Origin of the sequence: Bradyrhizobium jicamae (assembly GCF_018130695.1) — a bacterium.
GTDB classification, from domain to species: Bacteria; Pseudomonadota; Alphaproteobacteria; order Rhizobiales; family Xanthobacteraceae; genus Bradyrhizobium; species Bradyrhizobium jicamae_B.
Genome location: NZ_JAFCJX010000016.1, coordinates 157,515 through 179,190, shown reverse-complemented (window position 1 = coordinate 179,190; position 21,676 = coordinate 157,515). Strand labels below are relative to the sequence as shown.

General features: G+C 65.8%; 20 protein-coding genes. 10 read left to right on the top strand and 10 right to left on the bottom strand.

Annotation, left to right across the window (positions count from 1 at the left end; all coding sequences use genetic code 11):
• Window positions 1–128 precede the first annotated feature (128 nt).
• Together JQ604_RS23850 and JQ604_RS23845 are read left to right on the top strand one after the other, a co-directional pair.
• Window positions 129–434, top strand: coding sequence for a 4a-hydroxytetrahydrobiopterin dehydratase (locus JQ604_RS23850; protein WP_212362676.1), 306 nt, complete (start codon window positions 129–131; stop codon window positions 432–434).
• 216 nt (window positions 435–650) lie between these two features.
• Window positions 651–1,028 carry a YkvA family protein gene (locus JQ604_RS23845; RefSeq protein ID WP_212362673.1) on the top strand — a complete coding sequence of 126 codons (378 nt, stop codon included), beginning with the start codon at window positions 651–653 and terminating at the stop codon, window positions 1,026–1,028.
• Between the two features lie 153 nt (window positions 1,029–1,181).
• Here the strand turns inward: JQ604_RS23845 and JQ604_RS23840 are convergent, their stop codons facing one another.
• The 3 genes from JQ604_RS23840 to JQ604_RS23830 form a co-directional block, all read right to left on the bottom strand.
• Complete coding sequence (locus JQ604_RS23840; protein WP_212362670.1) at window positions 1,182–2,351, bottom strand: TAXI family TRAP transporter solute-binding subunit; 1,170 nt, start codon at window positions 2,349–2,351, stop codon at window positions 1,182–1,184.
• A gap of 118 nt (window positions 2,352–2,469) precedes the next feature.
• On the bottom strand, window positions 2,470–3,288 hold the full coding sequence (locus JQ604_RS23835) for a hypothetical protein (protein ID WP_212362667.1): 819 nt from the start codon (window positions 3,286–3,288) through the stop codon (window positions 2,470–2,472).
• A 402-nt stretch (window positions 3,289–3,690) separates the two neighbouring features.
• Window positions 3,691–4,671: an NADPH:quinone oxidoreductase family protein gene (locus JQ604_RS23830; protein WP_212362664.1), complete on the bottom strand. Its 981-nt coding sequence runs from the start codon at window positions 4,669–4,671 to the stop codon at window positions 3,691–3,693.
• A gap of 93 nt (window positions 4,672–4,764) precedes the next feature.
• On the opposite strand from JQ604_RS23830, the gene JQ604_RS23825 reads away from it, so the two are divergent.
• The 6 genes from JQ604_RS23825 to argG all read left to right on the top strand — a co-directional run bounded on the left by JQ604_RS23825 (window position 4,765) and on the right by argG (window position 10,708).
• A complete protein-coding gene (locus JQ604_RS23825) occupies window positions 4,765–5,604 on the top strand; it encodes an SDR family oxidoreductase (protein ID WP_212362661.1) in 840 nt (279 codons plus the stop codon).
• 134 nt (window positions 5,605–5,738) lie between these two features.
• On the top strand, window positions 5,739–6,347 hold the full coding sequence (locus JQ604_RS23820; protein ID WP_212362658.1) for an invasion associated locus B family protein: 609 nt from the start codon (window positions 5,739–5,741) through the stop codon (window positions 6,345–6,347).
• A 171-nt stretch (window positions 6,348–6,518) separates the two neighbouring features.
• Window positions 6,519–7,712 carry a 23S rRNA (adenine(2503)-C(2))-methyltransferase RlmN gene (rlmN, locus tag JQ604_RS23815; protein ID WP_212362730.1) on the top strand — a complete coding sequence of 398 codons (1,194 nt, stop codon included), beginning with the start codon at window positions 6,519–6,521 and terminating at the stop codon, window positions 7,710–7,712.
• Window positions 7,713–7,866: 154 nt separating this feature from the next.
• Entirely contained in the window at window positions 7,867–8,352 is a 486-nt protein-coding gene (locus JQ604_RS23810; protein ID WP_212362655.1) for a hypothetical protein, read from the top strand.
• A gap of 39 nt (window positions 8,353–8,391) precedes the next feature.
• Window positions 8,392–9,207: a phosphatase PAP2 family protein gene (locus JQ604_RS23805; protein ID WP_212362652.1), complete on the top strand. Its 816-nt coding sequence runs from the start codon at window positions 8,392–8,394 to the stop codon at window positions 9,205–9,207.
• Between the two features lie 145 nt (window positions 9,208–9,352).
• Complete coding sequence (argG, locus tag JQ604_RS23800) at window positions 9,353–10,708, top strand: argininosuccinate synthase (protein WP_212362649.1); 1,356 nt, start codon at window positions 9,353–9,355, stop codon at window positions 10,706–10,708.
• A gap of 113 nt (window positions 10,709–10,821) precedes the next feature.
• On the opposite strand, the gene JQ604_RS23795 is transcribed toward argG, so the two are convergent.
• Window positions 10,822–11,409, bottom strand: coding sequence for a TetR/AcrR family transcriptional regulator (locus JQ604_RS23795; protein WP_212362646.1), 588 nt, complete (start codon window positions 11,407–11,409; stop codon window positions 10,822–10,824).
• Window positions 11,410–11,506: 97 nt separating this feature from the next.
• Here JQ604_RS23795 and JQ604_RS23790 point away from each other — a divergent pair, with 97 nt between their 5' ends.
• Window positions 11,507–11,872 (top strand): nuclear transport factor 2 family protein, encoded by a 366-nt coding sequence (locus JQ604_RS23790; RefSeq protein ID WP_212362644.1) that lies wholly within the window; start codon window positions 11,507–11,509, stop codon window positions 11,870–11,872.
• Between the two features lie 10 nt (window positions 11,873–11,882).
• Here the strand turns inward: JQ604_RS23790 and JQ604_RS23785 are convergent, their stop codons facing one another.
• Entirely contained in the window at window positions 11,883–12,503 is a 621-nt protein-coding gene (locus tag JQ604_RS23785; protein WP_212362642.1) for a TetR/AcrR family transcriptional regulator, read from the bottom strand.
• Between the two features lie 230 nt (window positions 12,504–12,733).
• Between JQ604_RS23785 and JQ604_RS23780 the strand changes: the two genes are divergently transcribed.
• A complete protein-coding gene (locus JQ604_RS23780; protein WP_212362640.1) occupies window positions 12,734–13,690 on the top strand; it encodes a homocysteine S-methyltransferase family protein in 957 nt (318 codons plus the stop codon).
• Between the two features lie 53 nt (window positions 13,691–13,743).
• Here JQ604_RS23780 and JQ604_RS23775 read toward each other — a convergent pair whose 3' ends face one another.
• The 5 genes from JQ604_RS23775 to JQ604_RS23755 all read right to left on the bottom strand — a co-directional run bounded on the left by JQ604_RS23775 (window position 13,744) and on the right by JQ604_RS23755 (window position 21,594).
• Window positions 13,744–15,822, bottom strand: coding sequence for an OmpA family protein (locus tag JQ604_RS23775; protein WP_212362638.1), 2,079 nt, complete (start codon window positions 15,820–15,822; stop codon window positions 13,744–13,746).
• A gap of 239 nt (window positions 15,823–16,061) precedes the next feature.
• Window positions 16,062–16,283 carry a hypothetical protein gene (locus tag JQ604_RS23770; protein ID WP_212362636.1) on the bottom strand — a complete coding sequence of 74 codons (222 nt, stop codon included), beginning with the start codon at window positions 16,281–16,283 and terminating at the stop codon, window positions 16,062–16,064.
• A 99-nt stretch (window positions 16,284–16,382) separates the two neighbouring features.
• A complete protein-coding gene (locus tag JQ604_RS23765) occupies window positions 16,383–17,210 on the bottom strand; it encodes an FkbM family methyltransferase (RefSeq protein WP_212362634.1) in 828 nt (275 codons plus the stop codon).
• Window positions 17,211–17,365: 155 nt separating this feature from the next.
• Window positions 17,366–19,411, bottom strand: a complete 2,046-nt coding sequence (locus JQ604_RS23760) for an ABC transporter ATP-binding protein/permease (RefSeq protein ID WP_212362631.1) — start codon at window positions 19,409–19,411, stop codon at window positions 17,366–17,368.
• A 41-nt stretch (window positions 19,412–19,452) separates the two neighbouring features.
• A complete protein-coding gene (locus JQ604_RS23755; RefSeq protein WP_212362628.1) occupies window positions 19,453–21,594 on the bottom strand; it encodes a hybrid sensor histidine kinase/response regulator in 2,142 nt (713 codons plus the stop codon).
• Between the last annotated feature and the right edge of the window lie 82 nt (window positions 21,595–21,676).

Sequence of the window (21,676 nt, the reverse complement as noted above, 5' to 3'; positions counted from 1 at the left end):
ATCTGCGTCATGGTTACCAGCGGCCATAGGACGCGCTTTGGCGACGGTTTCGGTCATATTTTGGGCGTGGACCCATCACCGGCCACAGCTCGTTTAAGGTAAGGTCGGTGGAAATACGGAGGTGGTTCATGATCGAGCGGTTGTCGGCGGAGGCACGGAAAGCGGCGCTCTGGGAACTCGCGGGCTGGTCCGAGGTGGCGGGTAGGGAAGCGATTGCCAAGACCTTCGTGTTCAAGGATTTCAACGAAGCCTTCGGCTTCATGGCCCGCGCGGCGCTGGTCGCCGAGAAGAACGACCATCACCCGGAGTGGAAGAATGTCTACAAGACGGTCGAGGTGGTGCTGTCGACCCATGACGCCGACGGGGTCACCAAGCGCGACATCGACCTCGCCAAGGCGATGAACGCAATCGCAAGGCAGCTTGGGGTGTCCTAACCCCTCATGGTGAGGAGCGCGTAGGGCGTCTCCGGACGATGCTTCGCTTCGCCGGGCGAACCATGAGGTCCGGCTGGTGGGCCTCGTCCTTCGAGACGCCTGCTTCGCAGGCTCCTCAGGATGAAGGGATTGGTCTGACCCGCCTTGCGCAGATAACTCGACATCCCCAGATTCCCATGGGCGCGGACCGATGGCCGCGCGGCGAGGGCTTCTGTCATGGCAACGAGCGAACATAGCGTGGGGTTTGAGCCGGCCGACCGCCTGGCGCAGGACCGCGACAGCGTGCGCCGCCGCTTCTGGATCAAGTTCAAGCAGGTGTTCGCGAAGCTGCCCTTTGCGGAGGATCTGCTCGCCGCCTATTACTGCGCCTTCGACAAGGAGACGCCGCGGCACGTGCAGGCGGCGCTGTTAGGGGCGATCGCCTATTTCATCCTACCGTTCGACTTCGTGCCCGACATGCTGCCCATGCTCGGCTTCACCGACGACGCCGCGATCCTTGCCACCGCGTTGCGCATGGTCGCAACGCACATCACGCCGGAGCATCGTGAGCACGCGCGGGCCGCGTTGAAGCGGGGCGTGGTCGACGAGGAGTGAGGATTCCTCTTCCCCTTCCTCCTGAAAGGGGGAAGGTCGGGATGGGGGGCAGCCCGCATACTCCGCTGAACGCGGAGAGAGCAGATCCCCACCCGCTTCGCTGCGCGAAGCGACCTCCCCTTTTCAAGGGGAGGTTACGCTCCGTTGCGCGTGCTAGCGCTTCTCGCCGCCGCGGACTTGCGCGCGGGCATTGTCCGCTTCCCAGGCCTGGAACTGCTTGAACAGCGCCTCCTTGTCGGCGTTCGTCTGCAGCTTGGCGGCGGCCGGCGACTGCTTCAGGAATTCGTCGAAGCGGCTGCGGGTGACGGCTTCGACATTATGCTTCTCGAGCCATTGCTTCGCCGCCGGCAGCCGATTCCAGTCCGGCAGCGGCGCGGCCAGCGAGACCTCCTTCCACTTCGGATGGAAGGGCGGGTTCTGGAAGGCCGGGAATTTGGTGAAGAAGGCATCCACGAACAAGGCCAGCTTGCGATAGCGCTCGGTATTCGGCGCCCAATTGTAGGCGGCAAGCACCGCCGGCACCGCGATGGTGTCGACGCGTTCCTGATCGCCGATCAGGTTCGGATAGTCCTTGGCGTTCAGGCTCGCCGGCAGATAATCGCCTTGCAACGCTTTGGCGTATTCGACCGGGACCAGATGGAAGCGATCGTCCTTGAACTGGCCGACCGCCTTCGACGGCTTGCCCTGGACCGCGATGACGGCGTCGATCTCGCCGGCCTTCATGCGCTCGAGCGCGATGCGCTGCTCGACATAGACGAACTTCGGCTTGATGCCGAGCCGCTCGAACACCACCATCGCGGTGACGAAGGTGCCGCCATTGGGCAGGTCGACGCTGACGGTCTTGCCCTCGAGCTCCTTCAGGCTCTTGACCGCCTTCGGCGCGATGACATGCATCTCCTCATTGTAGAGCTTCGTCACATAGGTGAACTGCTTCTTGATATCCTTGGCGAAGCCCTTCTTCTCGAGATAGTCGAGCGTGTCGGCGCGGACGATTCCGAGATCGACGCCCTGCAGGAACAGGATGTCGGCGACGCTCTGCACCGAACCGCGCCCGACGATCGGCAGTACGCGCAACTTGTTGCCGTCGTCGAGCACGGAAGCCAGATCAGCGCCGAATTGAACATAGGTGCCGCCGATCGTGCCCGAGATCAGCGTCACGGTATTGGCATTGAGGCTCTGCTTCGTGCTGACAGAGCCGAACTGGAAAATGGCCTTCAGGCTTTCGCTGACCTTGGCCGGATCGGCTTCGGTGTCTTCCGCGCGGGCAGACAAGCCGCACGTCATCATGATGGCGATCAACGCCAGTCCAAACAAACGTCGCATGTATCCCTCGAAGTGTTAGTAGCGTTTTCGAGCGAAGTGGATTCCGGTTCGCGTGAAGAAAACGCGTCAAGAAAAAGAATCCAGAGCCCGGTTCTGATTCAACAGAACCGATAGGGCTCTAGTCTTGCATCTGTGCGAGACGCTGCTGGGCATGCTGCGAGCCGAGCTCGGCTGCCCTGCGATACCAGGTCCGCGCCTGCGCCGGATCGGGCTTGACCGAACGCGCATCGCTGGAGCGCAGCACGTCGGGATCGTAGGTCCGCGCCAGCAGCAAGGCGGCGTCGGCATCTTCCGCATCCGCAGCGCGCTCGAGCAGCAGGCGTGCCGCTGCGATGTCGCCGATCGCCAGCATGCTGTTCGCCCGCTTCAGCAGCGCAGCCAGCTCGCCGGAATCGAGCCGCCGTGCGGGCGGCGCGGCGGGTGGCGCTTCCGCCATGGCGCGGCTCTTGACCGCGTCCTGAAAGGCGGCCGCCATTCGCGCGCGCATGGGTTCGTCCGTCGTGGCCAATGGCTCAACCTGCGGCTCGACCTGCGCAACAGGTTCGACGGCTTTGGGTTCAGCGGCCTTGGGTTCAACGGCTTGCGCTGTTGCGACCCGGGTCTCGGCCGGCGAAGCGCCGGTCAGCGATGCCTTGGCGTGGGTGATGATGTCGCGCGTCGCGTCGACGGACAGCAGCGCCGCCGCCAGCGCCACGACGGACGCGGCCACAAGGGCGAGGCGGATCCGCGAGCGGCTGCGCACGCCACGTCGCTCATCGACGACGTCGTCGACCACAGTTGAGAGAAAGAGCGGGACGGGCTCGTCCGCGCCGCTGTCGATATGCTCCCGCGCTGCCCGCTTGTAGCGATAGGGTGCGAATTCGGGTTCGTTGATGTCTTCGTTATCCCTGCTCGTCGGCGGATCCGACGACGGCATGCGTATCAATTGTCCCGCCATGGTGATGCTTCCCCGTTACTGTTACGCAACGCCGGGCATCTTCGGTGTGTCTGGTTGTTATTGTTATTGGGGTTCCTCAGAGTGCCCGCGCCGGGAACTATTCGCCCTGTGAATCAGCCGAAAAAACGGCCCGGAGCAGAGCGAATTGGGATTTGTTTTGGCTCGATTGAGGCAGGGGCGTCATATTCAAAGAATTGATGGCGCACGGTAAACGCGAGTGTTTCGCGCGCGTAAACCGGATTGCGCGCGTCGGACGAGCGCCGAGGTCTATCTTCCCCTTCCCCCTGCAAGGGGGAAGGTCGGGATGGGGGTCCGCCACAGGCGACGCTCTCTCGGAGAGACCTGATCCCCACCCGCTTCGCTGCGCGAAGCGACCTCCCCATTTCAAGGGGAGGTCTGGACTCAGCTTCCGGGATGCAGAATCACCTTGCCCATCGCCTTGCGGCCGGCGAGCACCTTCAAGGCTTCCGCGGTCTGCGACAGCGGGAAGGTGCGGTCGACATGCGAAGAAATCTTTCCTTCCGCGGTCCACTGCACGAGCTTCTCGAGGTTCTTGCGGTTCTTCTCCGGATTGAGGCGCGCCCAGGCGCCCCAGAACACGCCGCGGATATCGCAGCCCTTCAGTAGCGCGAGGTTGAGCGGCATCTTCGGAATGTCGCCGGCGGCGAAACCGATCACGAGGAAGCGGCCTTCCCATGCGGTCGAGCGCAATGCTGCTTCGGCATACGAACCACCGACCGGATCGAAGATGATGTCGGCGCCCTTGCCGCCCGTCAGCTTGCGCAGGCCGTCCTTCAGATCTTCCTTGGCGTAGTTCAGCGTCAGCTCGGCGCCGTGCTGTTTTGCGAAGGCGAGCTTCTCGTCGGATGAGGCGCAGGCGATCACCTTCAGGCCCATCAGTCTGCCGAGTTCGCACGCAGCTAACCCGGTGCCGCCGGCAGCGCCGAGCACGGCGAGCGTTTCGCCCGGCTTGGGGCTCGCGCGATCTTCCAGCGCATGCAGCGCGGTGCCGTAGATGATGATGATGCCGGCGGCGCGGTCGTAGTCGAGATTGTCGGGAATCTTCACGATCGAATTCGCCGGCAGCGCGATCTTGTCGCGCGCGCCGTTGTGGCCGCAAGAGGCGACGACGCGATCGCCGACCTTCAGATCCGTCACGCCATCGCCGACGCTTTCGATTACGCCCGCGACTTCGGCGGCCGGCGAGAACGGGAACGGCGGCTTGATCTGGTACTTGCCCTGGATCATCAGGATGTCGAAGAAATTCAGCGCCGCCGCCTTGATCGCGATCACGGCTTCGCCGGGGCCGGCGACGGGATCGGGCACGTCAGCCAGCACGAGATCATCGGGTTGGCAGTATTGCGAGCAGAGAATGGCTTTCATGGACACACCTGATTTATCGTCGGACGTGGAAAGGTTCTCTGCTTCTTGCCGGATTTGAGGCTGGGCCACAATACGACGCGGAAGGATCAAACTATGTTTGAAAAGGGCCTCTTGGCGCAGAAGCGCATCCTGATCACCGGCGGCGGCTCCGGCCTCGGCGCGGCGATGGGACGGCGCTTTGCCGAGCTCGGCGCGGAGCTGACCATCTGCGGCCGCAGGATGGAATTGCTGGAAGAAACCGCCACCAGGTTTCGCAGTGAATTCGGTGCGAAGGTCTCGACAATACGCTGCGATATCCGCGATGGCGCTGCGGTCGAAGCGATGATGGATCAGATCTGGCAGGACGCGCCGATCGACATACTCGTCAACAATGCTGCCGCAACTTTCATTGCGCAGTCCGAGCATCTGTCATTCCGTGCGGCGGACGCGATCCTCGCGCCGACCTTGCACGGCACGATGTATTGCACGCTGGCCGCCGGCCGGCGCTGGATCGAGGGAAGACACAAAGGCGTCGTGCTCTCGATCCTCTCGACCTCGACCGTCACCGGCCGCGCCTTCACGGTGCCGTCGTCGATGGCCAAGACGGCGGTGCTGGCGATGACCAGGAGCCTTGCGGTGGAATGGGGGCCGAAGGGCATCCGCACCGTCGCGATCGCCCCCGGCGCGTTCCCCACCCCCGGCGCCACCGGCCAGCTCCGTCCCGAGGGCAGGGACGAAAGCTGGGCGCATCGCGTTCCGCTCGGCCGCGCCGGCGAGCATTCGGAACTCGCCAATCTCGCCAGCTTCCTGATCTCGGACCAGGCCGGCTACATCAATGGCGAGATGGTGGTGCAGGACGGTGGCGCGCACTTGCGCAGTTCCGGCGCCGAGGATCTGCTGCGCTGGACCGAGGAGCAATGGGCCAGCCAGCGCGCGTCTCGTACCAAAGGCTGAGGTCGGCGCGCCCACAGAAGCGCGGCCGGCGCACCGGCTAACTGCCTTCCCAAAAAGCGATTTCCCCGTTATCCATCGTCGCGGGCAGTGGGGGCTGCCGGGCCATCTTCAGGTCACAATGATGGGGGAACCAGTTGCCCGTGCGGCAGATAGTGACATCGTTGATTGCGGGTACGCTGGTGTGCGGGCTGAGTTCCGTCGCATTGGCGCAAGCCAAAAAGGACGCGGCCAAATCGACGCCGGCGCCTGCGGCCAAGCCTGCGCCGTCGGCAGCTGCGGCCGCCGCCGGTGGCGCCGAGCCGACCTTGATCGGCCAGTTCGGTACCTGGGGCGCCTATACGGCAACCCCGAACGGCAAGAAGGTCTGCTTTGCGCTGGCCAAGCCGTCGTCGTCGAAGACCAACCCGCCGAACCGGCCGCGCGATCCGGCCTATGCCTTCGTCTCGACCCGGCCGTCCGAGAAGGTCGTCAACGAAGTCTCGATCATGATCGGCTATGCGCTGAAGCCCGGCTCCGAGTCGACGCTTGAGGTCGGCGGCGGGTCGTATGCGATGTACACCCAGGGCGACGGCCTCTGGATCAAGAACGCGGCCGAGGAGGAGCGGATGGTGGACGCCATGCGCAAATCCGCCGAAGTGACCGTGAAGGGCGTCTCCGCCAAGGGCACCGAGACAACCGACACGTTCTCGCTGAAGGGGCTGTCGCAGGCGCTCGACCGGCTGTCGCAGGACTGCCGGCGCTAGGCGTCAGACCCGAATCGGCGTTGTTTGCGGGCCGCAGAAGGCCTATTTGAAGACCGCGACGTAGGGTGGGCAAAGGCGCAAAGCGCCGTGCCCACCATTTCGTCCATTGCTCTTGAAGGTGGGCACGCTTCGCTTTGCCCACCCTACGGCTCGAAAGCCCATTTGATGTCGATGACTGACTCCACGGCCAACGCGCCGCTCGAAAAGCTTCCGCTCGAAACCTATGTGCCGCCGGCCAAGCCGTCGCTGATCGGGCTGTCGCGCGCCGAGATCGCCGATCGGCTCGGCGAGATCGGGGTCGCGCCGGCGCAACGCAAGATGCGTACCCAGCAGCTCTGGAACTGGATGTACTTCCGCGGCGCCAGGAATTTCGGCGAGATGACCAACGTCTCGAAGGACATGCGCGCGGAGCTCGAGAAGCATTTCACCGTCGACCGTCCTGAGGTCGTCGCCGAGCAGATCTCCAATGACGGCACCCGCAAATGGCTGCTGCGGCTGCCGAGCGGCGAGAATTTCGAGCGCCCGCACGAGGTCGAGTGCGTCTACATCCCCGAGACCGATCGCGGCACGCTGTGCGTCTCCTCGCAGGTCGGCTGCACACTGAATTGTTCGTTCTGCCACACCGGCACGCAGCGCCTGGTGCGCAATCTCACCGCCGGCGAGATCGTCGGCCAGGTGATGGTGGCGCGGGATCGTCTCAACGACTGGGCCGACCGCGAAGACGGCACGCGCCGCGTCACCAACATCGTGATGATGGGCATGGGCGAGCCGCTCTACAATTTCGATGCGGTGCGCGATGCGCTGCTGATCGTCGGCGACAATGAAGGCATCGGCATCTCCCGCCGCCGCATCACGCTGTCGACCTCGGGCGTGGTGCCGAACATCAAGCGCACCGGCGAGGAGATCGGCGTCATGCTCGCGATCTCCCTGCATGCGGTGCGCGACGAGCTGCGCAACGAGCTGGTGCCGCTCAACCGCAAATATCCGATCAAGGAATTGCTGCAGGCCTGCCGCGATTATCCCGGCGCCTCGAACGCGCGGCGCATCACCTTCGAATATGTGATGCTGAAGGGCGTCAACGATTCGCTCGATGACGCCAAGCTGCTGGTGAAGCTGCTCAAGGGCATTCCGGCCAAGATCAACCTGATCCCGTTCAATCCCTGGCCTGGCACGAAGTACGAGTGCTCGGACTGGGATCAGATCGAAAAATTCTCCGAATACATCTTCAACGCCGGCTATTCCTCGCCGGTGCGCACCCCGCGCGGCCGCGACATCCTCGCCGCCTGCGGGCAGTTGAAGTCGGAGACCGAGAAGCTCTCGGCCCGCGAGCGCCAGGCGCTGCGCGCCATGGCGATGACGGATTGATCGGCGTGATTGGAAAGGTCGTCATGGCCGGGCTTGTCCCGGCCATCCACGTCTTCACGCGATCTCCGCGAGACAAGACGTGGATGCCCGGGACAAGCCCGGGCATGACGGTAGTGAGATCGGGGCCAACTCTGTCGTTGGATGGAATTCCGCCATGGCACTGATCGGCCGTCTGTTCGTGATCTTCTTCGCTTTCCTGCTCGCCTGCTTCGTGGCAGGGATCATCGTGGTCGGTGCGGTGCTGTATCCGGAGATCAGCGATTTCGGCGGGCAGATCGATCAGACCGCGATCAATGTGGTGATCGGCTTCGGCTTCATCTTCATCTCCGGTTTCGCGCTGTTGCCGGCGCTGATCGTGGTGCTGATCACCGAAGCGTTCTACATCAGGAGTGTGCTCGCTTACGCGATCGGCGGCGCAATCGTGGGCGCGGCCTGCTATCTCGGGCTGACGCCCTTTGATCCGAATACCCTTCACTTCGACGGCATCGTGCGCCGGCACATGGAGATCATGACCGGCGCCGGCATTGTCGCAGGGCTCGTGTACTGGCTGGTCGCAGGCCGCACCGCGGGCGCCTGGCGCGTGCCGCCGCGTCCGCTGCGGCCCCCGCCGCCGCTGCCGTCGCGATCACGGCCGCTGTGATGCTTTTCATGCCACTCCGCCTCGGCTAAACCGCGCGCCATGAACCGGACCGGACTTGTCATTGCGATCGGCCTTGCGCTCGTCATCGGGCTCTTGTTCGGGATCTTTCCCGAGCTCGACCTGAAGCTCGCGGCCCTGTTCTATGATGTCGCGCAAAAAGCGTTCCCGCTGAAGCTCAATGCGGTGGCGGCGTTCGCGCGCGATGCGGCGATGTGGGTTGCGTGGGCCTTCGTGCTGCCGGCGCTTGCGGCGATCGTGGTGAAGTTCTTGCGGCCTGACCGGCCGATGCTGATCTCGGGCCGTGCCGCGATCTTCCTGCTGGTGACGATCATCCTTTCCGCGGGCATCCTCACCAACCTCACCTTCAAGAGCTATTGGGGCCGGCCGCGGCCGGTGGTGGTGACGCAGTTCAACGGCGACCAGCAATTCGTGCCGTGGTGGGATCCGCGCGGCACCTGCGCGCGCAACTGCTCGTTCTTCTCGGGCGAGGGCGCCACCGCATTCTGGACCTATGCGCCGGCCGCGCTGGCGCCGCCGGCCTGGCGGCCGCTGGCCTACGCCGCGGCGACCGTGTTCGGCATCACCACCAGCGCACTGCGGATGGCCTTCGGCGGCCACTTCTTCACCGACGTCGCGATCGCGGGCCTCGTCACCTTCTTCGTGATCTGGCTGGCCTATGCCCTGATCTACCGCTGGACGGCGACCCGGCTGACCGATGCGCAGGTCGATGCCGCGCTGACCCGGCTGGCCCAGCCAGGCTACCGCCTGATGCAGCGCCTGCGCGGCCGGTCCACCTCTCCCCAGCGGGGAGAGGTCGATTTGCGCAGCAAATCGGGTGAGGGGGCACAGCTCTAACGAGGGACCGTAACCCCTCACCCGCGCCTTCGGCGCGACCTCTCCCAAGGGAGAGGTGAAGGGCCATTAAACGCGTGCCCCGAGCGGCGAAATTTGTTATTCGCGCAGGCTCATAGCCTCATTTGCCAGACCGATTGGACGCTCCATGACCACGATCCTGAAAAGCCTGCCTACGGGCGAAAAAGTCGGCATCGCCTTCTCCGGCGGTCTCGACACGTCAGCGGCATTGCTCTGGATGAAGCAGAAGGGCGCCCGCTGCTACGCCTACACCGCCAATCTCGGCCAGCCCGACGAGGCCGACTATGACGAGATTCCCCGCAAAGCGCGTGAGTTCGGCGCCGAGAAGGCCCGCCTGGTCGACTGCCGCACTCAACTCGTCCATGAAGGCATCGCCGCGATCCAGTCCGGCGCCTTCCACATCTCGACCGGCGGCATCACCTATTTCAACACCACGCCGCTCGGCCGCGCGGTGACCGGCACGATGCTGGTCTCGACGATGAAGGAGGACGGCGTCAACATCTGGGGCGACGGCTCGACCTTCAAGGGTAACGACATCGAGCGCTTCTACCGCTACGGCCTGCTGACCAATCCGTCGCTGCGCATCTACAAGCCCTGGCTCGACCAGCAGTTCATCGACGAGCTCGGCGGCCGCGCCGAGATGTCGGCGTTTATGACCGCGCAGGGCTTCGCCTACAAGATGAGCGCCGAGAAGGCGTACTCGACCGACAGCAATCTGCTCGGCGCAACGCATGAGGCCAAGGATCTCGAAAGCCTCGACAGCGGCATCACGATCGTCAACCCGATCATGGGCGTGCCGTTCTGGCGCGACGACTGTGCGGTGAAAGCCGAAAAGGTCGTGGTGCGTTTCGAGGAGGGCCAGCCGGTCGCGCTGAACGGCAAGACCTTTGCCGATCCGGTCGCGCTGTTCCTCGAAGCCAATGCGATCGGCGGCCGCCACGGTCTCGGCATGAGCGACCAGATCGAGAACCGCATCATCGAGGCCAAGAGCCGCGGCATTTACGAGGCGCCGGGCATGGCGCTCTTCCACATCGCCTATGAGCGCCTCGTCACCGGCATCCACAACGAGGATACGATCGAGCAGTACCGCATCAGCGGTATGCGGCTCGGCCGGCTGCTCTATCAGGGCCGCTGGTTCGACTCGCAGGCGCTGATGCTGCGCGAGACCGCGCAGCGCTGGGTCGCGCGCGCCGTCACCGGCGAGGTGATGCTGGAGCTGCGCCGCGGCAACGACTATTCGATCATGAACACGGAGAGCCCGAACCTGACCTATGCGCCGGAACGGCTCAGCATGGAGAAGGTCGAGGACGCGCCGTTCACGCCGGAAAACCGCATCGGCCAGCTGACCATGCGCAACCTCGACATCGCCGATACGCGCGCCAAGCTCGGGCTGTACGGCAAGACCGGCCTGATCTCGAGCGGCGAGGGCGCGCAGATCTTCCAGCTCGAGAACGACAAGGGCGAAAAGAGCGACAAGAGCTAGGTCGCGCAGTTTCATTCAGCTGCGTAGGGTGGGCAAAGCGAAGCGTGCCCACCATCGCGAGCACGCCGTGAATGGTGGGCACGTCGCTACGCTCCTTTGCCCACCCTACCAATTCACTTCACCCTTAGCGCATCCAGCAGCGAGCGAAACGCGCGCGCGTAGTCGGTGCCGACCTTGCCGATATCCGGTCCGGCGGACACCGCAACCGCCGCCTCCGTCACTGCGCCGAGCAGCAGCCGCGCCAGCGGCTCGATCGGCTGCTTCGCGATCACGCCCGCATCCATCGCGGCCGCCAGCGCGCGGGGAAACTTGCCGCCGAAATGCCTGGCGTCGATCTCGCGCCAGCGCTCCCAGCCGAGCACGGCGGGTCCATCGCGCAAAATGATCTGGCCAGTGGCGCCCCTCGAGCAAGCCGCGAAATAGCCCTGCGTTCCCGCCGCCATCGCGGCCAACGGATCCTTTTCCGCGCGCGAGATGCGGTCGAGATCGGCGACGAGTTCAAGCGAGGTCTGCTCGAACACGGCCTCGAATAGCGCCTCCTTGGTTGTGAAATGATGATAGACTGCGCCCTTGGCGACGCGCGCGGCGCCGGCGATGTCGTCCATCGTCGCTGCCGCAAAGCCGCGCTCGCCGAAGATGCGCTTCGCCGCCTTGATGATCGCAGCCTGGGTCTTCTCGCGCCGCTCGGCCTGGGTTGCCATGGTCTAGCTCTAGCGCAGTTCCGTGCCGGCGCCAATTGACTTACCGACCGGCAGTCGATAAATACCGACCATCAGTCGGTAATTGTGGAGATGCCCCATGCCCTCGCTCGCCACCCTGCAAGCCTTCGCCGATACCGTCGAATCCAACGACCACGTCGGCGCGATCCAGAAGTTCTATGCATCAGACGCGCGGACGCAGGAGAATGACGGCGAGTGGCGGGTCGGCCGCGATGATCTGGCTGCGCGCGAAGCCGCGATCCTGGCCTCCGTCTCCGCCGTCAAGACCACGCGGCTCGGGCCGCTGCTGCTCGACGGCGATCACTCCGCGATCTGTTGGCGCTTCGAATTCACCGGCAAGGACGGCAGGGTGCGCAGCATGGAAGAGGTGGCGTGGCAGACCTGGCGCGGCGAAGAGCTGATCGAGGAGCGATTCTTCTACGATCCGCAGCAGATGAAGCGGTAAGCGCGAGCCGCTACGACAGCGACGGTCCCGAGAACAGCAGCTTGATGTAGTTGCGGAACAGCAGGATCTGCCGCTCGAGCCGGCTCGAATCGTTGAGGGTCTTCGACATGATGATGGCGCCGTCCACCACGCAGGACAGCATGTCGGCGACGTCATCGAGATCCACGGCCTCGCGCGGCGGATGGACCGCCGCGACCCCGTCGAGGATCGCGCGGAAGCGAGCGTTCCAGTCACGCACCGATTGCGCGGTCAGCGCGCGCACCTCGCGATCGAACAGCCGTTCCTGATAGCAGATGCTGGCGATCAGGCAGCCCGGATGGCCGCTCGGCAGGTCGGCCATCACCTCCGCCAGCAGCTTCAGCGAGATCAGGAACGCCTGCAGGGGATCGTCGGACAATTGCCGTCCGCGCGCGAAGACGTCGTCGAACAGCCGATCATTGGTCTCGACATAGCGCCGCAGCATTTCGCGCGCGAGCGCGTTCTTGTCCCTGAAGTGATAGAAGAAGCCGCTCTTGGTCAAACCGGCTTCCGCGATCACTTCCTCGATGGAGGTGGCGCCAAAGCCCTTGGCGAGCACGGCGGCTTCGGCGATTTCGAGAATACGCTCACGCGTGGCCTCGCCCTTGCCCATGGTGACCTCCAAAAACTGTACCGTCAGTCCGGTTTTCGGGTGCGGCCGGACATCGCGATACGGCGGCACGCGCTGCAAGCGTCTGATTTCCGTTGGCTTTGTAGCTCGAAATGCAGCTGCACCACGAGCCGGCTAGGACGCCGCGACATTATGCGGCACCAACTTCGTCAGACCCGAGCCGGCGTCATCAGACCTACTGGCAACGGTGTTTTGATCGACGGAGTCGTGAGATGACCAAATACCGATACGATCTGCCGCAACGGCGCGGCGGCCTGTTTCTCACCGATGGCGGCATGGAGACGACCCTGATCTTCCATCACGGGATCGAGCTGCCTCACTTCGCCGCATTCGTCCTGCTCGACAGCGAGGCGGGCCGGCGGCAGCTCAAGCAATATTACGAATCCTATCTCGCGATCGCCCGCGACCATGGCACCGGCTTCGTGCTCGACAGCCCGACTTGGCGCGCCAATCCGGATTGGGGCGCCAAGCTCGGCTATGACGCAGCTGCGCTCAGATCGATCAATATCCGCGCGATCGAGTTCCTGAACGAGTTGCGGGCGAATTGGGAACGGCCGAACATGAATTGCGTCGTCAGCGGCGCGATCGGCCCGCGCGGCGACGGATACAAGGCCGGCAACATGGACGCCTCCGAGGCCGAGGCCTATCACGCCGCGCAGATCGGCGCCTTTGCCGAGGCCGGCGCCGACATGGTGACGGCCTACACCCTGACCGGCATCAGCGAGGCGATCGGGATCGCGCGCGCGGCGAAGGCGCAAGGCATTCCGGTCGTGATCTCCTTCACGGTCGAAACCGATGCGCGGCTCGTGAAGGGGGAAACGCTGCGCGAGGCGATCGAGGCCGTCGATCGCGAAACGCAAAATGCGCCCGAATATTTCCTGATCAATTGCGCCCATCCGACGCATTTCGAGCGTGCGCTGGAAGCAGGCGAGGCATGGGTCAAGCGCATTCACGGCGTCAGGGCCAATGCCTCGGCCAAGAGCCATCGAGAGCTGGATGAGTCCGAGGTGCTGGATTGCGGCGATCCGTCCGATCTCGGCCGCCGCTATGCGGACCTCCGCCGTGCATTCCCCGGCATGCGTATCCTCGGCGGCTGCTGCGGCACGGATCATCGTCATGCCGCGGCGATCTGCGAAGCCTGTGTTGCGCCGCGTGCTCTGAGCGCCTGACCAAAACAAAAATGGCCGGGATCGCTCCCGGCCATTTCCTTGTCGCGATGCCCTTACTGTCGCGGCGGCGGAGGCGGCGCCGCATTCGCCTGGCCGCCGTTCAGCAGCGGCGTGATGCGGCGGACGGTGACGCGGCGGTTGATCAGGCTCGGGCCGTCGGTCTGCTCCTTCAGGTACTGCTTGCCGTAGCCCTGCGAGGTCAGGTTCTCCGCGGGCACGTTGAACTGCTGGGTCAGCAATTCGGCGGCGGCCTGCGCCCGGCGATCCGACAGCGACAGATTGTCGACGTCGTTGCCAACCGCGTCGGTGTGGCCCTCGATCAGGAACACCTCCTGCGGGTTGGCCTGGATCGCCTGATTGATGCCGTCGGCGATCACCTGCAGCCGGGCCGCCTGGTCCGGCGGGATGGTCCACGATCCCGTTTCGAAGTTGATCGTGTTGACGTCGATGCTCGGCATCGCCATGCGGACGTTCGGGCTGTAGCGGATCTCGTCGAGCGAGTAGCGCCGCTCGATCCGCTGCACCGGCGGCGCCCGCATCGTCTCGTAGATCACCTGCGGCGACGCCTCCTGGGCATCGACGATGTAGCGATCGTAGGGGATGTTCACCACCGGCGGCGGCACGTCGACATAGAAGCCGCCGACCGCGCGCGGATCGCGGTAGCTGTTGTCGATGATGACGATCTCGCGGCCGCGCTGATCCCTGCGGATCCGGCGGAGCAATTGACCGTCGGCACCGACCACCGTGATCACCTCGGTGCCGTCAGGACGGATCACGACCGTGCGGGTTTCGCCGCCGACCGTCTCGGTGCGGATGTCGCGGGCGCCGTAGCGGAAACGATAGAGATCGTTGCCGCGGACATATTCCTGACCGCTGGGGTCGCGGATGATGATGCGATCCGGCTCCGTATAGATGGTCCGGCCGCCTTCGACGACCTCGCGGCGCTGATTGCGGTAGTCCGCGATGGTCGCGCCGACCACGGCACCGGCCACCACACCCGCACCGATCGCGAGCGGCGTCAGGTCACGCTGCGGCGGACGCGGCGGAGGCGGCAGCGGTGCGGCAACCGTCGGTGCGGCGCGGAAGGCCGGAGCGACCGTCGGCGGCGCGAATTGCGCGCGGCCGGGCGGAGGCGTTGCGGCCGCCGAGCCGGGCGTGACGGTCGGGCGTCCCTGTGCAGCCGGCGGGATCGGCGTGGCTGTGCCGGCGGCGGGCGGCGGCGGTGCCGCTCCCGGAGCGGGCGGTGCGCCGGGCCGCGTCGGCGGTGCGCCTGCGGCGGGCGGCGGAGTGGTCGCAGCCGGAGGAGTGCCGGCAGCGGGTGGAGGCGGCGCCGCGGCGGCCGGCGGCGTGCCGGGGCGCGCGGGCGGTGCACCTGCAGCGGGCGGCGTCGTCGTTGCGCTCGGCGCCGGCGTGGTCGTGGCCGAAGGGGCGGGCGCAGCACCTGAGGGCTGCCTCGCACCGGTCGGAGGTCCGCCCGGCCGGGTGCCGGGTGCCGGTGGCGTCGCCGTCGGCGCCGGGCTTGGCGCAGGCGTCGCCGCAGCCGGCGGCGTTGCCGGGCGCGCGGCGGGAGCGGCGCCCGGAGCCGGTGTCGGCGCGGGTGGAGCCTTCGGCGCGGCTGCAGGAGGCGGCGGCGGTGGCGGCGGAGGGGTGTGAGCCGGCGGAGCCGCGGTGGGCGGCGGCGTTGTCGGGCGTGCAGGCGCTGCCGCAGGCGGCGGCGTCGGTGCCGGACGCGCGGGGGCCGCAGCCGGCGGAGGCGACGGCGGGGTCGGACGCGCGGGGGCTGCAGCGGGCGGAGGCGGCGGTGGGGTCGGACGCGCGGGTGCTGCCGCAGGAGGCGGTGAGGGCGGAGTCGGACGGGCCGGCGGCGCTGCCGCGGGCGGCGGCGTCGGACGCGCAGGAGCTGCGGCCGGTGGCGGTGTCGGCGCGTGCGGTGCTGCAGCTGGCGGCGCGCCCGGGCGTGCGGGAGGCTGGCCCGGCGCCTGCTTGGCCGGCGGCGTGCCCGGTCCCTTCTTCTCCTCTTCCTTCGCCTGCGCGACGACGAGCGGCGCAGTCTGCGCGTGCGATGCTGAAGCTGCGAGCTGCATGACCGTCAGCGCGGTCGTGGCAAGCAGCAAGAGACGAAGCTTTGTCATGTATTGAAGTCCCCGGCGGAAAGAAAATCTGGGCAGGTGGGCAGGATGGAAACGCTACACCGAACAATTCGGCAGGACGATGAACTGCTAGCGGTTGGGCCGGATTGTGGCGAGCCACGAATCAGGGGCGCAGTTTATTTCGACATCATAACGGGTTGCATGCGCATTTGTTCACTGCGCATTCAGAAGAAATATCCTGACACGCGCGTTCCCCTCGCCAAACATGCGGCGATAACAGCTTAATCCGTCGCGGGCGGAGGCCCATTTGGCGCTGGCGGCGGCCCACGCACCGGAAGCTCCTCCGGCATCTTGCCAGGCAATTCATCCGGTCGCGGCGGCTCACCGGGCTCGCGCACCGGAGCGGGGATCTCCGGGTTGGGATTGCCGGGCGGAATGCCCGGCGGCGGCTCGCTCGGTGTGCCCGGCGTTGTCGGCGGAATCTCGGGAGGTTCGATCGGCATGCTGCGATAGCCGACCGCGCACCGCGATGTTCCTGTTCTTCGTCAGGCGAATGCGCTCACCTGACGGCGGCTTGCAGCATCGCGTTGCGATGTAGCGCGTTAGCCGCGCACCAGCAGCGTGTTGCTGCGGGTGCGGCCTTGCTCGACGTAACCACGTGCGCGCATGTCGGCGATGCAGTCGGCGAGCCATTCGTCCTTCGACAGATGCTCGATCACCACCGCGCGGGGCCACAGGCTCTCGGGTGCGTCCTTGAAGAAGCCGGTGAGCACGCGATCCTCGAAACCTTCGACGTCGATCTTCAGTGCGTCGACCTGCGTCACGCCGGCTTCATCGAGGATGCGCTGCAGCCGCAGCGACGGCACCTTGAACGCCTTGCCTGATGCTGTGCCTGACACGATGTGGCTGGCGCCGAGATTGTCGCCGTCGGTCTCGATCATCAGCTCGCCATCGGATGGCCCGGCGGCGGCCGCGACGAGTCTCACTTGCTTGGTGTTGGACGCCATCGTGTTGAAGGCGAGCCGCGAATGCGTCACCGGATGCGGCTCGATCGCGATCACCTTGCCGTCGGTGCCGACGTCGCGCGCCAGCGCCAGCGCATAGGTGCCGACATTGGCGCCGACATCGACGAAGGTGCCTCCGGTGCGCACATGACGGCGCAGGAAATCCAGCTCTTCCAGATTGTAGGCGGGATTGAACAGCGCGCCGCGTTCGGTGGCGCTGGCCTGGTGATAGAAGCGGAACGATGCGCCCTGATACGGCACGTCGACGGGACCGCTGCGCAGCAGATTGACCAGCCGCGACAGCCACGGGCGGAACACGCCGCGCTTCAGCCGCGAGCCGTGCGCGAGACGGATGATGGCGGCCTGCGCGGCATTCGGCGCGAAAGTGCCGAACGGCGAGGGAGTGGGATCATTGCTGGGGATCAAGTGTCGTCCTCGTCAAAAGCGGCGCAGGCATAGCCGGTTTTGACGGGGACTCCAATGTCGCGGTGCCGAGAATGTAGCCCGGATGGAGCGCAGCGTAATCCGGGATTCTCGCATCTGGATAGGCTTGTCCCGGATTGCGCTGCGCTCCATCCGGGCTACGCCGCCTTCTTTCCCTGTCGTCCGCGCAGGAAGCGGCCGAGCAGGCGGCGCTTGCCCTTGCGCGGGATCAGGTCGACGTCGCTGACCAGCCTGGCGCCGCCCTTGCGCCGCTCCAGCACGATCTTGCGGCTGTGGAACGCTTCGAGCTCGACGCGATGCGCGACGCTGACGATGGTCGCCTTGGGCAACTCCTGCGTCACCATCTCCATCATCTTGTCCTGGCTCTTCTCGTCGAGCGCGGAGGTCGATTCGTCGAGCACGACGATGTCGGGGCTGTGCAGCAGCAGCCGCGCAAACGCGAGGCGCTGCTTCTCGCCGCCGGACAGCGTCTGGTCCCACGGCGCGTCCTCCTCGATCTTCTCCCTGAGATGATCGAGCCCGACCTTGTGCAGGGCTTCGCTGATCTCATCGATGGTCCAGTCCTCGGCCGCGCCGGGATAGGCGACCGCGCGACGCAAGGTGCCCGAGGGCACGTAGGGCTTTTGCGGCAGCATGAACAGGCGACGGTCGGCATGCAGGCCGACGCTGCCGCCACCCCATGGCCACAAGCCTGCGATCGCGCGCACCAGCGTGCTTTTTCCCGTGCCGGATTCGCCAGCGACGAGCAGCCGCTCGCCAGGCGCGATCGAGACTTCGGTCTCGCCGACCACGGCCGTGCCATCGTCGAGCGTGACGGAGAGATCGTTGAGGCTCAGCATCGTTTCGCCCTCGGTCTCGCCGCGCTTGATGCGGCCGAAGCCGTCGCCCGTTTCGGCGCGCTCGAGGCCATCGAGCGACATCATGAGCGAAGCGATGCGCCGCGCGCAGGCGTTCCAGTCGGCGAGCCGCGGGTAATTGTCGACCAGCCAGCCGAACGCGGTCTGCACGATGGTGAAGGCGGAGGCCGCCTGCATCACCTGTCCGAGCGACATGCTGCCGTCGAGGAATTTTGGCGCGCAGAGCAGAAGAGGCACCACAGGGGCAATCAAACTCGATCCCTGCGACACCAGCGTGGTACGCATGTGCTGGCCGGCGAGCCGGGCCCATTGCCGCAGCACTTTCGAAAACGTTCGGTCGATGCCGTCGCGCTCCTCCTGCTCGCCGCCGAGCAGCGCGATGCTCTCGCCATTCTCGCGCACGCGGGTCAGCACGTAGCGGTATTCGGCCTCGGCCTGGTTCTTGTCCTCGGAGATCTGCACGAAGCTGCGTCCGATCGCCATGATCGAGCCGGAGGCGATCGCGGCATAGACGATCGCGGCGATGACGAGGAAGCCGGGGATCGTCACCGACGATCCGCCGAGCGTGACCGTCAGCGCGCCGCCGATGGTCCAGAGCACGACGATGAAGGTCGCGGCCGATAACAATGCCGAGGTGACGCCGGCGACGAAATCGACCGGCGAGTCGGTTGCGATGCGTAAGTCCTCGGCGATGCGATATTCCGGGTTCTTGTGATCGCCATCGACCAGATTGAGCTGATAGTAGCGGCCGTTGCTGAGCCAGCGCGACACCACGGCATCGGTCAGCCAGGCGCGCCAGCGGCGCTGGATGCCCATCCGCGCGAACACCTGCGCTGTGCCGAGCAAGACGCTGCCGATCGCCAGCGGAAAGAAGATCGCGGTGAGATAATAGACGGTGGCGGAATCGCGTTTCTCGATCGCATCGAAGATCGCGCGATTCCAGACATTGATGCCGTATTGCACGCCGACATTGGCGACGATGAGCAGCAGCAGGCCGATGCTGAACACCCAGGCGAGACGGTCGCCGCTGCGGCCCCAATAGCCGCGTGCGCTGATCCAGAACCTCGTCAGGAGGTAGCCCTTGCGGACTTCCTCGGCTTCCTCGGGCGTCAGTTCCGGGTCGGGCTCGACGATCTCGGGCGGTGGCGGTTCGACATGGTCGCCATTCTCGGCGACGACGTCGACGAATTCCGCTTTCTCGTCGGCTTCGGTCTGGACGGCGTCGGCCTTCTTCTCGGAATCGGATGTTTTGCGGGAATCGGACTTTCTCGTCGACGATTTGCCGGACTTCGATTTGTCTTTGGATTTGACTGCTGTCTTGCCCATGCGACGACAACGCCGGGCAGTTCCGCAGGGTTCCTTGTATCTCAGCCGACCTCGCTGCCGCGGACGACCTTCTGCGTCCCCATCACCTTGTGCAGCATGCGCGCGAGCTGCTCGGCGGAATACGGCTTTTGCAGCAGCTCGAAGCCGGAGCTGCCCTGCTGCGCCAGGGCCTGGCTGTAGCCGCTGGAGAGCACGATCGGCATCGCGCGGCCCTGCCGGCGGATCTCCTGCGCGAGCTCCAGCCCGCTCATGCCGGGCATCACGATGTCGGTGAAGACGACATCGAACCGGTCAGGCGCGGCGGTCAGCTCTTCCAGCGCGTGGGTGGCATTGTCGACCAGCACCGTGGTGTAGCCGAGCTGGGTCAGCGCGTCAGCGGCGAAGCGGCCGACCTCCTCATTGTCCTCGACGACCAGCACGGTGCGCCCGGCGCCGTCCACCGGCGGTGCATCTTCCGCAAACGGTGGCTGCTCGCGGCGTGCGCCGAGCACGCGCGGCAGGTAGAGCGTGAAGGTCGCGCCCTTGCCGACCTCGCTGTCGACCGCGACCTCGCCGCCGGATTGCCTGGCGAAGCCGAACACCTGTGACAGGCCGAGCCCGGTGCCCTGGCCGACGGCCTTGGTGGTGAAGAACGGCTCGAAGATGCGGCTGCGCATCTCCGGGGGGATGCCGATGCCGGTGTCGGCGACGGAGACCGCGACATAGCCATGCGGGCTCACCGGATGGGTGCCTGATGTCGGCAGCATGTCGGCGCGGCGCACCACGATGGTCAGGCGGCCGATGCCGTCCATGGCGTCGCGGGCGTTGACGGCCATATTGATGATGGCGGTCTCGAACTGGCCGGCATCGGCATTGATGAAGCCGGCCTCGTCAGGCACCTGGGTGACGATCTCGATCCGCGAGCCGATCAGCGTTGCGATCATCTCGCCGAGCGTCCGCACGTTCTGGCCGACGTCGAACACTTCCGGCTTCAGGGTCTGGCGCCGGGCGAAGGCGAGCAATTGCCCGGTCAGCTTGGCGGCGCGGCTCACGGTGTCGGAGATCGCGTCGATATAGCGCAGCCGCCGCGGCTCGGGCAGATCCGCGCGGCGCAGCATGTCGACGGAGGCGCGGATCACGGTCAAGAGATTGTTGAAGTCGTGCGCGACGCCGCCGGTCAGCTGGCCGAGCGCTTCCAGGCGCTGGCCGTGGCGCAGCGCGTCCTCGGCCTCGAGCCGCCGGTCGGCCTCCTCATGCATGCGCTGGGTTCGCCGCAGCGCCAGCGCCAGCAGGCAGAACAGCAGCGCGGTGGCGGGCGCACCGAACACCAGATGCTGTGATATCGCCGAGATCCAGCGGGCGCGGATCGCCGATGTCTCCAGCCCTGCGCTGACATAGATCGGGTATTCGGCGAGACGCTGATAGCTCAGCCGACGTTCGACACCGTCGCCCGGCGAGATGATGGTGACGATGCCGGCATCTGGATGGGCGACGATCTGCTGCCCGAGCGGGCCGCTTGGCTCGAAGCGGAATTCGTGGCCGATCGGCGGGAAATGCGCCAGCACGGCCCCGTCGGTCCGGATCAGCGCCATGAAGCTGCCGGCCTCGTGGCCGATCCGGGCATAGAAATTCTGGAAGTAGTCGGGCAGTACGGAGGCCTGGATCACGCCGGCAAAGCTGCCGTCCGGGCGGCTGCGCCGCCGGCTGACGCCGAAGAACGGCGAGCCGCCATAGGGTGCGCGCGGGACCAGCTTCTCGCCGATGAAGCTGCCGATGTCGCGGTCGACATGGGCCTTGAAGTAGTCGCGGTCGGAGAAGTCGATGTCGGGCGCCGGGACCACCAGGCTGTTGACCAGCGCGTGACCCCTGGCGTCGAAGACCCAGGCCGATTTCACCTGCGGCAGCGAGCTGGTGAGCTGCTTCAGCCGGTTATGCAGCGCCTCCTCGCGGGCGGCAAAACCGTCATCGGGGATGTTGCGGATGACCTCGGCGATCTCAGACAGGCTGCGGTCGATGGTCTCGAACACCTTCAGCGCGTGCTCATGGGCGACGTCGAGGGTGCGCCCGATCTCGCGGTCGGCGGCGTCGTGGATCGAGAACCAGGACAGGGTGGAGGCGAACACGAACAGCGCCAGCGGAAGGGCCAGCGATGCGGCCATCATCCATTGCAGCAGTCTCAGTGAATGGCGTTGTGCAGGCTGCACGGGCTCCGACTCCAGCAAAACCTTAACGCAAAACGCAACCGCTGCGGAAGGCGAAAGCGTGGCCTGGGTCAGCCCGCCGCTC

What these genes read in the sequence shown, in the direction of transcription:
- JQ604_RS23850 (WP_212362676.1), top strand. Translation starts at nt 129, where the DNA reads ATGATCGAGCGGTTGTCGGCGGAGGCACGGAAAGCGGCGCTCTGGGAA.
- JQ604_RS23845 (WP_212362673.1), top strand. Translation starts at nt 651, where the DNA reads ATGGCAACGAGCGAACATAGCGTGGGGTTTGAGCCGGCCGACCGCCTG.
- JQ604_RS23840 (WP_212362670.1), bottom strand. Translation starts at nt 2,351, where the DNA reads ATGCGACGTTTGTTTGGACTGGCGTTGATCGCCATCATGATGACGTGC.
- JQ604_RS23835 (WP_212362667.1), bottom strand. Translation starts at nt 3,288, where the DNA reads ATGGCGGGACAATTGATACGCATGCCGTCGTCGGATCCGCCGACGAGC.
- JQ604_RS23830 (WP_212362664.1), bottom strand. Translation starts at nt 4,671, where the DNA reads ATGAAAGCCATTCTCTGCTCGCAATACTGCCAACCCGATGATCTCGTG.
- JQ604_RS23825 (WP_212362661.1), top strand. Translation starts at nt 4,765, where the DNA reads ATGTTTGAAAAGGGCCTCTTGGCGCAGAAGCGCATCCTGATCACCGGC.
- rlmN (WP_212362730.1), top strand. Translation starts at nt 6,519, where the DNA reads ATGACTGACTCCACGGCCAACGCGCCGCTCGAAAAGCTTCCGCTCGAA.
- JQ604_RS23810 (WP_212362655.1), top strand. Translation starts at nt 7,867, where the DNA reads ATGGCACTGATCGGCCGTCTGTTCGTGATCTTCTTCGCTTTCCTGCTC.
- JQ604_RS23805 (WP_212362652.1), top strand. Translation starts at nt 8,392, where the DNA reads ATGAACCGGACCGGACTTGTCATTGCGATCGGCCTTGCGCTCGTCATC.
- argG (WP_212362649.1), top strand. Translation starts at nt 9,353, where the DNA reads ATGACCACGATCCTGAAAAGCCTGCCTACGGGCGAAAAAGTCGGCATC.
- JQ604_RS23795 (WP_212362646.1), bottom strand. Translation starts at nt 11,409, where the DNA reads ATGGCAACCCAGGCCGAGCGGCGCGAGAAGACCCAGGCTGCGATCATC.
- JQ604_RS23790 (WP_212362644.1), top strand. Translation starts at nt 11,507, where the DNA reads ATGCCCTCGCTCGCCACCCTGCAAGCCTTCGCCGATACCGTCGAATCC.
- JQ604_RS23785 (WP_212362642.1), bottom strand. Translation starts at nt 12,503, where the DNA reads ATGGGCAAGGGCGAGGCCACGCGTGAGCGTATTCTCGAAATCGCCGAA.
- JQ604_RS23780 (WP_212362640.1), top strand. Translation starts at nt 12,734, where the DNA reads ATGACCAAATACCGATACGATCTGCCGCAACGGCGCGGCGGCCTGTTT.
- JQ604_RS23775 (WP_212362638.1), bottom strand. Translation starts at nt 15,822, where the DNA reads ATGACAAAGCTTCGTCTCTTGCTGCTTGCCACGACCGCGCTGACGGTC.
- JQ604_RS23770 (WP_212362636.1), bottom strand. Translation starts at nt 16,283, where the DNA reads ATGCCGATCGAACCTCCCGAGATTCCGCCGACAACGCCGGGCACACCG.
- JQ604_RS23760 (WP_212362631.1), bottom strand. Translation starts at nt 19,411, where the DNA reads ATGGGCAAGACAGCAGTCAAATCCAAAGACAAATCGAAGTCCGGCAAA.